The 11946-nt window shown below is 59.0% G+C and carries 12 protein-coding genes; 5 read left to right on the top strand and 7 right to left on the bottom strand.

Annotated elements, in window-relative coordinates; translation table 11 throughout:
* Positions 1-18 precede the first annotated feature (18 nt).
* A complete protein-coding gene (locus O77CONTIG1_RS02515) occupies positions 19-1017 on the top strand; it encodes a DUF389 domain-containing protein (RefSeq protein ID WP_068507794.1) in 999 nt (332 codons plus the stop codon).
* 18 nt (positions 1018-1035) lie between these two features.
* Here the strand turns inward: O77CONTIG1_RS02515 and O77CONTIG1_RS02520 are convergent, their stop codons facing one another.
* The 3 genes from O77CONTIG1_RS02520 to O77CONTIG1_RS02535 all read right to left on the bottom strand — a co-directional run bounded on the left by O77CONTIG1_RS02520 (position 1036) and on the right by O77CONTIG1_RS02535 (position 3200).
* A complete protein-coding gene (locus O77CONTIG1_RS02520; protein WP_068507796.1) occupies positions 1036-1563 on the bottom strand; it encodes a DUF456 domain-containing protein in 528 nt (175 codons plus the stop codon).
* 67 nt (positions 1564-1630) lie between these two features.
* Complete coding sequence (locus O77CONTIG1_RS02525; protein WP_068507798.1) at positions 1631-2005, bottom strand: hypothetical protein; 375 nt, start codon at positions 2003-2005, stop codon at positions 1631-1633.
* A gap of 283 nt (positions 2006-2288) precedes the next feature.
* A complete protein-coding gene (locus tag O77CONTIG1_RS02535; protein WP_068507800.1) occupies positions 2289-3200 on the bottom strand; it encodes an AAA family ATPase in 912 nt (303 codons plus the stop codon).
* Positions 3201-3343: 143 nt separating this feature from the next.
* Between O77CONTIG1_RS02535 and O77CONTIG1_RS02540 the strand changes: the two genes are divergently transcribed.
* From O77CONTIG1_RS02540 to O77CONTIG1_RS02550, 3 genes are all read left to right on the top strand, one after another.
* The gene (locus O77CONTIG1_RS02540) at positions 3344-4396 is read left to right on the top strand and encodes a M28 family peptidase (RefSeq protein WP_225894670.1); all 1053 of its coding nucleotides are present in this window, start codon (positions 3344-3346) and stop codon (positions 4394-4396) included.
* 5 nt (positions 4397-4401) lie between these two features.
* Positions 4402-5523, top strand: a complete 1122-nt coding sequence (locus O77CONTIG1_RS02545) for an aldo/keto reductase (protein WP_068507803.1) — start codon at positions 4402-4404, stop codon at positions 5521-5523.
* Between the two features lie 158 nt (positions 5524-5681).
* Positions 5682-6977: a ferrochelatase gene (locus O77CONTIG1_RS02550; protein ID WP_068515906.1), complete on the top strand. Its 1296-nt coding sequence runs from the start codon at positions 5682-5684 to the stop codon at positions 6975-6977.
* Positions 6978-6989: 12 nt separating this feature from the next.
* Here O77CONTIG1_RS02550 and O77CONTIG1_RS02555 read toward each other — a convergent pair whose 3' ends face one another.
* Both O77CONTIG1_RS02555 and O77CONTIG1_RS02560 read right to left on the bottom strand, forming a co-directional pair.
* Positions 6990-7559, bottom strand: a complete 570-nt coding sequence (locus O77CONTIG1_RS02555; protein ID WP_068507805.1) for a GNAT family N-acetyltransferase — start codon at positions 7557-7559, stop codon at positions 6990-6992.
* Positions 7559-8338 carry a class I SAM-dependent methyltransferase gene (locus O77CONTIG1_RS02560; protein ID WP_068507807.1) on the bottom strand — a complete coding sequence of 260 codons (780 nt, stop codon included), beginning with the start codon at positions 8336-8338 and terminating at the stop codon, positions 7559-7561. The genes O77CONTIG1_RS02555 and O77CONTIG1_RS02560 overlap by 1 nt, the downstream gene beginning before the upstream one ends.
* A 115-nt stretch (positions 8339-8453) precedes the next feature.
* Here O77CONTIG1_RS02560 and O77CONTIG1_RS02565 point away from each other — a divergent pair, with 115 nt between their 5' ends.
* A complete protein-coding gene (locus tag O77CONTIG1_RS02565) occupies positions 8454-9422 on the top strand; it encodes a DUF362 domain-containing protein (protein WP_068507809.1) in 969 nt (322 codons plus the stop codon).
* A gap of 132 nt (positions 9423-9554) precedes the next feature.
* Here O77CONTIG1_RS02565 and O77CONTIG1_RS02570 read toward each other — a convergent pair whose 3' ends face one another.
* Together O77CONTIG1_RS02570 and O77CONTIG1_RS02575 are read right to left on the bottom strand one after the other, a co-directional pair.
* The gene (locus O77CONTIG1_RS02570; protein WP_068507811.1) at positions 9555-11006 is read right to left on the bottom strand and encodes an ABC transporter substrate-binding protein; all 1452 of its coding nucleotides are present in this window, start codon (positions 11004-11006) and stop codon (positions 9555-9557) included.
* A gap of 554 nt (positions 11007-11560) precedes the next feature.
* Complete coding sequence (locus tag O77CONTIG1_RS02575) at positions 11561-11920, bottom strand: VOC family protein (protein ID WP_068507812.1); 360 nt, start codon at positions 11918-11920, stop codon at positions 11561-11563.
* Between the last annotated feature and the right edge of the window lie 26 nt (positions 11921-11946).

Here is an 11946-nt window from a genome sequence, read left to right on the forward strand (position 1 = left end):
AGACGCATAGCAATATTTATGGCGAATTTTTGGGAGAGCGTGAAGGCCTTCCAGCGGGGGCGGGTCGATCTGGAGCAGCTTGAGCGCCTGCATCGCGAGATGCTGAGCGAGTCAGTGCCCGACACGCCTTATTTAGTGATGGTGATTACTTCTTGTGCGATCGCCACCTTTGGGCTGCTGTCCAACAGCGCGGCGGTGATCATCGGCGCGATGATTATCGCGCCCCTGATGTCGCCGATTCGGGCGCTGGCGTTTGGGGCGCTGGAGGGCAACATTCTGCTGGTGCGGCGATCGGCGACATCAGTCTTGCTGGGAACGCTGCTCGCCCTGGCGATCGCCTGGCTATTGGGGCGCGTCGTGGGCATTGCCAGCTTTGGCGGCGAGGTGCTGGCCCGCTCCAGTCCCAACCTGCTGGATCTGGGTGTGGCGGTAGCGGCTGGCGGGGTGAGCGGCTACGCCAAGATTAATCCCAAAGTTTCGGCCTCGCTGCCGGGAACGGCGATCGCCGTGGCGCTCATGCCGCCCGTCTGCGTCATCGGGCTGGGTTTGTCGCAAGGGGACTGGGGCCTCAGCCTGGGGGCAACGCTGCTGTATGTCACCAACCTGCTGGGCATCACGCTGTCCTGTATGTTGACCTTTTTGCTGGCGGGCTATACGCCTATCGAGCAAGCGCAAAAAGCCCTGCTGTGGGCCTTCACCTTTACTGGGCTACTGCTGGTTCCGCTGGGCTTGAGCTTTGTGCAAATGGTGCAGCAAAACCAGCTTGAGGCCACTCTAAAACGAGCGCTGCTCACGCGCACGGCGACCTTTCAGCGCGTGCAACTGGTCGATAGCGACATCAACTGGTTTACCCAGCCCCCCGAAGTGCGGCTTACAGTGCGGAGCCAGGAACCCATCACCCCGCGCCAGGTAGAACTGCTAGAAGAATTTGTGAGTCGGGAGTTGAGACGGCCGATGACGCTGATTTTTGCCGTCAGTCAGGTTGAAGAAGTCCGGCGTAAACCCTATAAACCCTAGATGCTAAGCCTGCGTCACTTAGGCGACACCCGGAGCCGCCGTTATGGTGGGTAGCGTCGTCCACAGGAAAACCGCAAAGGTGGCGATCGCCAGAATGAACTGCACCAGTCGCCCAATCAGCGACCCGACTACAATTCCTAAACCTGCCTTAATCGCCAGCCACAAATCCTTGCGAAATAGAAACTCACCCAAAATCGCCCCAGCGATCGGCCCAATTAGCAGTCCCAAAAACGGGCCGCCAAAGGGCAACGCGGGCAGCAGCCCAAACACGCCCAGCAGCAGCCCCACAACTGCGCCAAGCTGCCCCCACTTGCTGGCACCGGCCTTTTTTGCGCCCAGGTAGGTGGCCAGAAAATCGACCCCCGTGCCCACCACTAGACACACCACTGCCACCGACAGGGGAATGCCCAGTCCAGTAAATCCATTGACGAGTCCCCAAACGGCGATCGCCAGCGCAATCAGCCCAATTCCCGGAATCGCAGGCGCAACAGAGCCAATCACGCCCACCAGCATTACCGCAACAAGAATCCAGTAGAGGTAGACCATGTTTAGGGGTTAAGGATTAGAGGAGTTGGCGCAGAGTCGAGATGCGGTCTTTTGCCACTTCTTCACTTTAGCCAAAAGAGTCCAGATCGAGCGCTTTGGAGCCGCCACGCTCCAGTTGCTCTAGCAGCCGTGCCAGTTGCGTCCACACCAGCAGCCCAGTGAGAACCGTCAGCGGAATAGCGACCGCGTAGGCCAGCTTAGTGGGAAACCCAAAGATTTCCAGCCCAGCGGCGAGGAAAAAGCACACGCCGCCAGCAATTCCCAAAAATGGCACCAAAAGCTGCGGCCCCTGCATATTCGCCAGTGTGCGGGTCGAGCGGTTTTTGTCCCATTCGTTGACTTGCTGCTTGAGGGTTGCCGAAAAGGCCGCACCCGATGCTAGCCCCGCCAACAGCCCCGCCACAAACAGAAAATACGGAGCGCTTGAGTAGTAGTACGGCACAACGGACTCCTTCAGTGCAGATTCAGAGGATGAAACGGAAAAACCAAAAAGAAAATATTCCTTAACATCAATCTAGCCGGAATCGGCACCCTTGGGCGCACTGGTGGGGAGATTTGGGTGATGGGGTAATTTAGGTAACAGGCGAAAGGGACGGAAAAATCGAAAAACGAAAACCGGAACCCCTTCCCTCTTCCCTCTTCGTTCTTCGTTCTTCTCTCTTCCCTCTTCCCTCTTCCCTCTTCATCTTCCTCCCTCCACCATTCCAACCCTCCCCTCATCGCTGCTACGGAATCGCCACGCTGTGCAGCAAGCGATCGACAATCAGCCGGGCTTTGCGGCCGCCTGCGGGAATCAGGCGATGGGCTAGCACGAAAGGGGCCAGATACTTCACGTCGTCGGGAATAGCATAGTCGCGTCCTTCTAAAAAGGCGATCGCCTGCACGGCCCGATGCAGCGCCACGGTCCCCCGTGGACTAACGCCCAGCAAAATCTCCTCATCCTGCCGCGTCGCCCGCACCAGACTCAGCATATATTGCTGCAAATGCGGCTCTACATGCACCGCCGCGCACTTCTGTCGTAGCGCCTGCACCTCCTCCAGCGACAGGCAGGGGCGCAACGCTTCGGTGGGCACACTGCCGCCATCGAGCCGCTGCAACATCTGCAATTCTTCTAGCTCCGTCGGATAACCCAGGCTCAGCGAGAGGGCAAAGCGATCCATCTGGGCTTCGGGCAGCGGGAACGTGCCCTGATATTCCACCGGGTTTTGCGTGGCGATCACAAAAAAGGGCGTGGGCACGCGGCGCGACACGCCATCTACAGTCACCTGCTGTTCTTCCATTACTTCTAGCAGAGCCGACTGGGTGCGAGGCGTGGCGCGGTTGATTTCATCTGCCAGCACCACATTGGCAAAGACCGGGCCGGGCATAAACACAAACTCGCCGCTGCGGGGATTCCAGATATTCGTCCCGGTGACATCCGACGGCAGCAGATCGGGCGTGCATTGCAGCCGCTGAAACTGGCCGTCAATCGAGCGGGCCAGGGACTTGGCCAGCAGCGTCTTGCCGACCCCTGGCACGTCCTCTAACAGCGCGTGCCCCCCTGAAAACAGCGCCACTAGCACCAGCCGAATCGCCTCCGACTTGCCAACGATGGCGCGTCCCAAATTTTCTACAAGCTGTTCGATGCGGTCTCTCATAATAGGCTGGCGCAGGGTTGCGAAACGCTCTGCTCCATCATGGCAGCGATCGCCCGCAATCGGGCCAGGAATTCTGCGGGTTTTGCCCAGGACTGCCGCGATTTCCCAAGGCCGGACAATGGCGCTAGGATGATCGGGGATTCATGTTGCAAAACGCTGAACCGTTTACCATGCGAATTCGACGGCGTTGGGTGGGGCTGTGGCTGGCGATCGCGCTGCTGGTGGGGCTGGCGGCGGGGCTGCTGCCGACGGAATTTCTAGAGGAATCGCACTCTCGCCCACAGCCCATCGCTTTGGGGTCAGCGCTGACTACGCCTGACATCGACCCTGCTCGGCTGCGCGGGGATGTGGATGCGCTCAGCTTTGTGCGATATGAAGGGGGCGATCGCCAGCGGGCGGCAGAATATATCGAGCGATCGCTGACCGCAGCGGGCTGGCAGGTAGCGCGTCAGCCCTTCGGCACCGGCGAAACCGCCGGAGAAAATCTGATCGCCACTCGCCCCGACGCGCCGCCAGATCGTCCCAAACTGCTGCTGGCCGCGCACTACGACACAGTGAAGGATTCTCCCGGAGCCGACGACAACGCGACGGCCGTGGCAACGGTTCTGGAAGCGGCTCGGCTGCTCGATTCTCAAGACACCCCCTGCGCCCTGGAACTGGTGCTGTTTGATCGCGAAGAGGCAGGACTAGAGGGCAGCGAGGCCTTTGTGGCCGATGCGGCTCGGCGGCAAGGGGTGCGGGGCGCAGTGGTAATGGATATGATCGGCTACGGCTGCGACCTGGCCGGCTGCCAGTCCTATCCGGCGATGCTGCCGATTGCCCCACCGACGGATCGGGGCAATTTTCTGGCGGTGATTGGCGATTTGCAACGCAATCCCTACGGGAATCGCCCTCATCCTGACCTCATCCAGGCGTTTCACCAGATTGCCGATGCCTCGTCGGCCGATGTCACTCCCGTCCTCAGCCTGGCCGTGCCGCTGCTGGGCGACCTCACGCCCGACCTCCTCCGCAGCGACCACACCCCCTTCTGGAAAGCGGGCATCGGCGCAGTGCTGCTGACCGACACCGCCAACTTCCGCAATCCCCACTATCACCAGCCCAGCGACACCCCCGACACGCTCAATGTACCGTTTTTCCTGGGTTCAGCGCGGCTGGTGGTGAAGGCAGTGGACTTACTCCTGCACCGTGCTTATTAGCAACCATGCACTACCGCCGCTTTGGGAAAACCAATCTGCAACTGTCTGTCTTCTCGCTGGGGACGATGCGCTATCTAGCTTCGGCAGAGACGGCGCGGCAAACCGTAGAGCGGGCGATCGCCCTCGGCGTGAACCACCTCGAAACGGCGCGGGGCTATGGCAACAGCGAGATTTTTCTAGGCAAGGCGCTGACGGGACTGCGGCGGGAAGATCTGATCATCACCACAAAGCTGCCACCCACCGCCGATGCCGAGGCAATGGCGCGGGGCATTGACGAATCGCTGGCGCGGCTGGGGCTAGATTATGTGGACTGCTTAGCGATTCACGGGGTGAATACGGCAGAGCATTTGGCCCTAGTGACGGCAGAAACGGGCTGCATGGCGGCAGTGCGGGCGGCGATCGCCGATGGGCGCGTGCGGTGGGTGGGCTTTTCCACGCACGGGCCGCTGGAGGTGATTTTGGGGGCGATCGCCACCGACCAGTTCCAGTTTGTGAACCTACACTACACCCTGTTTTTTCAGCGCAACGCAGCCGCCGTCGAACTGGCGCACCAACAGGACATGGGCGTGTTCATTATTTCTCCCGCCGACAAGGGCGGCCTGCTCTACACACCGCCAGAACGCTTGGAAGCGCTATGCTACCCCCGATCGCCGCTGCATTTGGGCTATCGCTGGCTGCTCAGCGACCCGCGCATTACCACCCTCAGCTTTGGCGCAGCTCGGCCCGAGGAAGTGGACTGGCCCCTGGACATGGCAGACCAGACACATCCGCTAACACACGAGGAGCTAGAGATTTTAGAGCGGCTGCGATCGCACCAATCCATTACCTTGGGAACTGACCAATGCCGCCAGTGCTACGCCTGCCTGCCCTGTCCAGAAGACATCCACATTCCCGAAGTGCTGCGGCTGCGAAACCTGGCGGTGGCTTATGACATGACGGCCTACGGAACCTACCGCTACGGCATGTTTGAAAACGCAGGGCACTGGTTCCCCGGTCGTCGGGGCGATCGCTGCACCGACTGTGGCGACTGCCTGCCGCGCTGCCCCGAAGCGCTCGATATTCCTGCCCTGCTGCGCGATGCCCACCGCCGCCTGGGGGGATCGCCGCGCCGCCGCCTCTGGGGTTAAGGCGATCGCCCCCAGGGTGAATAGTCGAGAAATACAAGGGAAAGATGCCCATACCCGGTAGGGGGATGCTAGGCTATGGAGGATGCAGGGAACCGCTTCAATGTATCCCTGTATTCCTTGTCACATTGCCCCCATACGTTAACTGGTAGGTGTATCGCGTGGTTGCTACTCCCGAACGACTTGAGCAAACTCCCGCCGAGCTTTCTCCCAGCGCGGCCCCGTCCAGCCGAGTGGCGGTGTTGCTGATGGGCTATGGCGAGGTCGAGAGCTACGAAGATTTTGCCAACTACAACGAGCAGGCGCTGAACCTGCTGACGGCAAAATTTGCCCCCGTGCCCACCTGGATCTATCCGCCGCTGGCCAAGCTGCTGGCGGTGTTTGACCTGCACGAATGGCAGCATCAGCACGACCACTTCATTTCGCCGCACAACGCCATTTTTGAGCAGCAGCGGGCGGGCATTGAGGCGCGGCTGAAGGAGAAATGGGGCGATCGCGTCAAAGTGTTCAAAGCTTTCAACTTCTGCGCCCCGTTTTTGCCGGAGCAAGTGCTGGCGCAAATCCAGGCAGAGGGCTTCGACAAGCTGCTAATTTATCCACTGCTGGTGGTGGACTCAATCTTTACCAGCGGCATTGCGGTAGAGCAGGTCAATAAAGCCCTGACGAAGACCGCTGTTGGCTCCGAGCATTGGCTCAAAGGTACGCGCTATATTCCCTCCTTCTACAATGAGCCGGAATACATCGACCTGATGGCGCGATTGGTCGAAGACAAAATTCGCGCGGATCTGGCGGTGGCGCACCTGCCGTCGCAGACGGGCATTGTGCTGATGAATCACGGCTGCCCCCACAAAGCCAAGGGCTTTACCTCCGGTATTGACGAAAGTCAGGCGCTCTATGAGCGGGTGCGCGAAAAGCTGACTCACCGCTATCCGCTGATTTCCGTCGGCTGGCTGAATCATCAAACGCCGCTGATCGAGTGGACGCAGCCCAATGCCGAACTGGCCGCCAAAAACCTGATCGATCTGGGCGCGACGGCGCTGGTGTTTATGCCTATTGGCTTTGCGACTGAAAACCACGAAACCCTGCTGGATGTTGATCACATCATTCACGGACTGCGTCGTCGCCATCCTGAGGTGACCTATGTGCAGATGTCCTGCGTCAATGACCATCCCGACTTTTTGCAAATGGCAGCCAACTGGGCCGATGGGCAGATTGCTGCGCTACTGGAAGAAGAGGCGCTGGCAGTGACCCCATCCTTGGCGATCGCCCTGGCCCAGTCCTATGCAGATCACCATCACCACGAACATTCCCACGGGCATTCCCACGGACATTCTCAGGGACATTCCCACTCGCATGATTCTGGATATGCTCACCCATCTGAGCATCGCCATGCCCACGGACATACGCATAACCATTCCCACCAGCCTTCCCACGGTGAGCATTCTCACAGGCATTGAGCTAATACAACATTAGCTCAGGAACCCCTGCACTAGCCGTTTTGCCATGAGGATGTCGGGCTTGCCGGGCCCATTGACATCGGGAAGCACACCGACAATCTGAAAGCCCATCTTTTGATAGAACTTGTAGGGGTGGTTGCCAGGATTGCGAATTTGGGCGATGTGCTGAAATGGATCGCAGTAGAGGTCAACCCCAAACAGACTGGTTTGACCCAGTTCGTCGTCTGTGCCTAGATAGAGCGTGTGGCCGCCCTTTGCCGCAGCTTGTTGTTCTAGGTCTTGTACGAGCGATCGCCCCACACCCCGTCTGCGCCAGTTGCGCTGCACCACCAGTGGATGTAGCTCCCAGGCAGAGCCGCGATATTGGGCGATCGCCCCGATCCAGCCAATCACCTCGCCAGACGGCAAAACGGCAACGCGGCTGAGGCGATCGCCCGCCAGCGATTCCTCCACTTCTGCCAGCGCAGAAGGCAGAGTTCGCCAGCCATGCTCCATCCGCCCAAAGGCATCTACCAGCATGGCTGCCAACTGCTGAATGAGGGCAGTGTCATCGGGCTGCAAATCGCGAACTTGCCAGTGCATTAGACAGGTTTTTCAAAAATCATGAGGTGCTGCTGTGGCAAAAAGCTCTTGGTTTCTCGCCAGATCAGTCCCACCGCCTGCATTTCCTTCTTCACCTGGCGCTGGGTCATTTTGTGTAGCCCCTTGATGGAGATAAAAGGATTTTCGCCGCGATATTCCACCAGCGCCACGCGGCCGCCGGGTTTCAGCGCCTTAAAAATGGCTTCCATCATCTCGCGGGGATATTCAAACTCATGGTAAGCATCGACCATGAGCGCCAGGTCGATGCTTTCTGGCGCGAGCTGGGGGTTGTCTGGTTCACCCAGCACCGGGACTACGTTGTCGGCGGGCATACCTGCTGCTGCGGCTTCCTGCTTAAAAAACTCAAGAATGTCAATCATTTCTGGCTGAATGTCTACCGCCAGCACTTTGCCCTGGGGCACCAGCCCACTCAGGCGAAAGCTGAAGTAGCCCGTGCCTGCGCCGATGTCGGCGACCACATCGGTCGGCTTCAAGTTGAGCGCGGGCAGCACTTTATCGGGCTGCTCTTGGAGCGATCGCCCCGGACGCTCCAACCAGGCTGCTCCCTGATGCCCCATTACCTGCGCGATTTCTCGCCCCATGTAAAATTTGCCAATGCCGTCAGGATTGTGCAGCACGCGATATTCGTAAAACTCGGTGTTGGGCGGCGGCGGGTCGAGCGTCAGCACAGGTGCGAGATCCTGGGCGCGGGTGGGGGAAATTCCGTAGAGCCAGAGCAGAAGGGCAAGGGCGATCGCCAGCAGGCGGCAGAGGGGCATAGAGGCGACAAGGGGGATAGGGTGAGTCTTTTCTATTATTTCGGGTGGGGCGGGTGGGCGGCTACTCGTTTGGGTGGAATAGGGCAAAATTAAGATGGTTTCTTAAGGTTGTGTTATGTCTACAGTCAGCCTGCTGCGGGCCACCAGCTACGAACATGAATCGCTACGCCAAGCCCTGCGAACCCTGCTGGAACCGCTGGGCGGCATGGGGGCGTTCGTGAAACCGGGCGATCGCGTCTTGCTCAAGCCAAACCTGCTGACAGGGGCACGACCGAGAAAAGAATGCGTGACGCGCTGGGAACTGGTTTACGTCGTCGCGCAACTGGTGCAGGCGGCAGGCGGCAAGCCGTTTTTGGGCGACAGTCCCGCCTTTGGCAGTGCGCGGGGGGTGGCGATCGCTAATGGCTATCAGCCGTTAATCGACGAGCTAAATCTGCCGATTGTGGAATGGAACGGTCGCCGCTACGAAACCGTAAGCGAGAATTTCAACCACCTGCTGCTGTGCAAAGAGGCAATGGAGGCAGATGTGGTGATCAATTTGCCCAAGGTCAAATCACACATGCAACTAACGCTGACGCTGGGTGTGAAGAATTTATTTGGCTGCGTCCCCGGCAAGATGAAAGCCTGGTGGCACATGGAAGCAGGCAAAGACAGTCGCCGTTTTGGAGAAATGTTGGTCGAAACGGCGCGGGCGATCGCCCCCAACCTCACCATTGCCGACGGCATCCTTGGCCACGAGGGCAACGGCCCCAGCGGCGGCGAACCGAGGATGCTGGGCGTGCTGGCTGCGTCGGCAGATGTCTTTGCGTGCGATCGCGCTCTGGTGGATATCCTCCAGATCAATCCAGACCAGGTGCCTACGGTTGCTGCCTCCCAGCGTATGGGGCTATGTCCGCCGCTGCATCAAATCAGTTTCCCGCTCTGCCAGCCCGCCGACCTGCGAATCGAAAACTGGAAACTCTCCGATCGCCTCATGCCGATTGACTTTGGAATGCCCCGCGTGATCAAGTCCACCTTCCGCCATCTCTACATCCGCTTCATCAAAGAGCCGATGACAGCCTACGCGCGACGGCAGGAAACCTGAGTGTGGGATGCGTCTGGTTGCTCGCCTTTCATCTCGCCGCATCCGCGCCTTCGGGCGATCGCCCCTCGAGATCGCTCGAAACCTCGAATTGCTGCCCCAAACCGATCACTCATCCATCACCAGACCGGTGCTCTAATCAATGGCTCTGAATCGGTAGCTACCTGACTCGATTCGTTGAACTTGCACCAGGACAGGCGTGAGGCGGCGATCGCCCGTGTCGAGAAACCGCACTGCGCCCTGGCCGGCGCTGGTGGCGGCAAAGTCCGGAGCGGCCAGGGCTTGCTGCAAGGCGCTGCGGCTATTGCCCGCACGCAGTAATCCTTCGGCGATCGCCCGCGTCGCGTCGTAGGCGGTGGCGGTGCGCCAGTTTACGATGGCTCCCCAAAGTTGCTGGGCGTTGCGGGCAAAACCTGGATAGGCATCGGGACTCCAGGGCGTTGGCAAGATCATCCCTGCGACGGCCTGTTGCCCGTCCTGCAAGATTTTGTGGGTGTAGAGCGACGGGCTGCTGTATAGCGACAGCCGTCCGTTATTCGCCCGCGCTACCCCAATTGCCGGGTCGAGATAGTTGATGCTGGGGCCGAGGTAAATCCCCGTTGCTTGCTGCTGAAGCGCCTGGGCGATCGCCGCCTCCGGATCAGACCCCTCAGACGCAAAATCGCACAGGTCTTCGCCCTGCTCGTTCATCACTTTCACAATCTCGCCGCCACGCCCCGTCAACACATCCACAAACGCATTCCGAAATTGGTTATTGTCGGGCGCTGTGGAGTCGTAGCAGACCAGGATCTTTGCAGATTGGGGCGATCGCGCCAGAATGTAGTCCACCAGCGGTGTCACCATCGACTGCGGCGTGGGCACCGCTCGAAAAATGAAGTTACCCACCTTTGCCACATCGGCATCAAAGGTGGTTGGCGAAATCATCACCAGCCCGTTTTGCTGATAAGTCGGCGCGGCCGCCATCGACGCATCCGAGGTGTTGTGCCCCACCACCGCCAGCAGCTTGCGGTCGGCTACCAGCAGCTTCGCCAGTTCTCGCGTGATGGCGGGCTGATTGTCATCGTTGACAATGGTGACCTCTAGCCCCCGCAATCGTGGGTCGGCTTGCCGATTGACCTCACTTTGCGCCTGCGCCACACCCCGCAAAATTTCCTGGGCGACGTTGAGGTTCGTGCCGATGGGAACGCTGACGGCGATCGCCAGCATTTTGTCTTCCTGCGATCGCAGCCGCGCATTATTTAGATAAATTCGCGTTTCTGGGTCGTTGGGCAGCGCCTTCAGCGACAGCTCAAACCACTCCACCGCCTTGTCGTAGTCTTGCGCGTCAAACGCGGCAATGCCCTCTTGCTTGGCAGGCGTGGTGACTGACGTGATTAACTGCCGATTGCCAAGGCTGATTCGGTCTGGCAGGCTGCTTAGGTCTGGCGGCACCTCACCTACGGTTGGGGATGAAGACGTGCCTACAACCGTCGGCGACATTCGTCCTGGCTGAAGGCGAGGAAAAATCCAGGCAGACAGCAGACCGATTGAGCCAACGGTAACCAGCAGCGAAATGATCAAAACCGTCAGATCTTTGCTTTTTGTCATGGCGACAGGCTCCAGGGAAAATCGACAGAGATTAAGGCGCAGTCAGCCAAGCTTTGCGCTTACTCAGGAAGCTATTGCGCTCGCCTGCTCGCCTATGTCGCCAGACTAGTGCAGCATAAACATTTCAGAATCCACAGAAATTGGGGTTCGTAGTGAGTGCTTTAGCGCTAAAGCGCCGACTACGAACTGAGGGGTTGACTAGGATTGCCGGAATCTCAGCGTAGCTGTGTGGGAAATCCGTAAGCGCTAAAGCGCCGACTACGAACTGAGGGGTTGACTAGGATTGCCGGAATCTCAGCGTAGCTGTGTGGGAAATTCGTGAGCGCTAAAGCGCCGACTACGAACTGAGGGGTTGACCAGGATTGCCGGAATCTCAGCGTAGCTGTGTGGGAAATCCGTAAGCGCTAAAGCGCCGACTACGAACTGAGGGGTTGACCAGGATTGCCGGAATCTCAGCGTAGCTGTGTGAGAAATCCGTAAGCGCTAAAGCGCTCACTACAAACTGAGGGGTTAACCCTAAAACTAAAGTTGACAAAACGAAAGTTGACAAACCACTAGGCGGGCACGGCAACTGGCTCGTAAAGGTACTCAAACCAGTTGCCGTCGGGGTCGCGGCCATAGAACGAAGCCGTGCCGTCGCGGTGTTCGTGGACGGGCGTGACTTGAACCCCTTCGGATTTCAACTGCTCGTAGGCGGCATCCACCTCAGCGCGATCGCCAAACACAAAGCCAAAGTGGGGCCCCGCCTGCTCGTAGGCGGCACTCAGCAGCGCCAGTCCGTCGTCCCCCGCTTTCAGATATGCCCAGTCTGGGTCTTTCCAAACCAGATCCATGCCCAAGTTCTGATAGAACTGCGCCGCCCGATCCAGATCCTCGACGCGGATCGCCACATGCCCAATGCGCTTTAGTTTCATAGCCTTTAGACGTTAAGAAACAGTCA

It is taken from the genome of Leptolyngbya sp. O-77 (genome assembly GCF_001548395.1).
Classification (GTDB): domain Bacteria; phylum Cyanobacteriota; class Cyanobacteriia; order Elainellales; family Elainellaceae; genus Thermoleptolyngbya.

Bases quoted from the DNA above. Each gene is read 5' to 3' on its own strand.
- O77CONTIG1_RS02545 (WP_068507803.1), top strand. From the start codon at position 4,402: ATGCACTACCGCCGCTTTGGGAAAACCAATCTGCAACTGTCTGTCTTC.
- O77CONTIG1_RS02535 (WP_068507800.1), bottom strand. From the start codon at position 3,200: ATGAGAGACCGCATCGAACAGCTTGTAGAAAATTTGGGACGCGCCATC.
- O77CONTIG1_RS02560 (WP_068507807.1), bottom strand. From the start codon at position 8,338: ATGCCCCTCTGCCGCCTGCTGGCGATCGCCCTTGCCCTTCTGCTCTGG.
- O77CONTIG1_RS02570 (WP_068507811.1), bottom strand. From the start codon at position 11,006: ATGACAAAAAGCAAAGATCTGACGGTTTTGATCATTTCGCTGCTGGTT.
- O77CONTIG1_RS02540 (WP_225894670.1), top strand. From the start codon at position 3,344: ATGTTGCAAAACGCTGAACCGTTTACCATGCGAATTCGACGGCGTTGG.
- O77CONTIG1_RS02515 (WP_068507794.1), top strand. From the start codon at position 19: ATGGCGAATTTTTGGGAGAGCGTGAAGGCCTTCCAGCGGGGGCGGGTC.
- O77CONTIG1_RS02520 (WP_068507796.1), bottom strand. From the start codon at position 1,563: ATGGTCTACCTCTACTGGATTCTTGTTGCGGTAATGCTGGTGGGCGTG.
- O77CONTIG1_RS02555 (WP_068507805.1), bottom strand. From the start codon at position 7,559: ATGCACTGGCAAGTTCGCGATTTGCAGCCCGATGACACTGCCCTCATT.
- O77CONTIG1_RS02575 (WP_068507812.1), bottom strand. From the start codon at position 11,920: ATGAAACTAAAGCGCATTGGGCATGTGGCGATCCGCGTCGAGGATCTG.
- O77CONTIG1_RS02565 (WP_068507809.1), top strand. From the start codon at position 8,454: ATGTCTACAGTCAGCCTGCTGCGGGCCACCAGCTACGAACATGAATCG.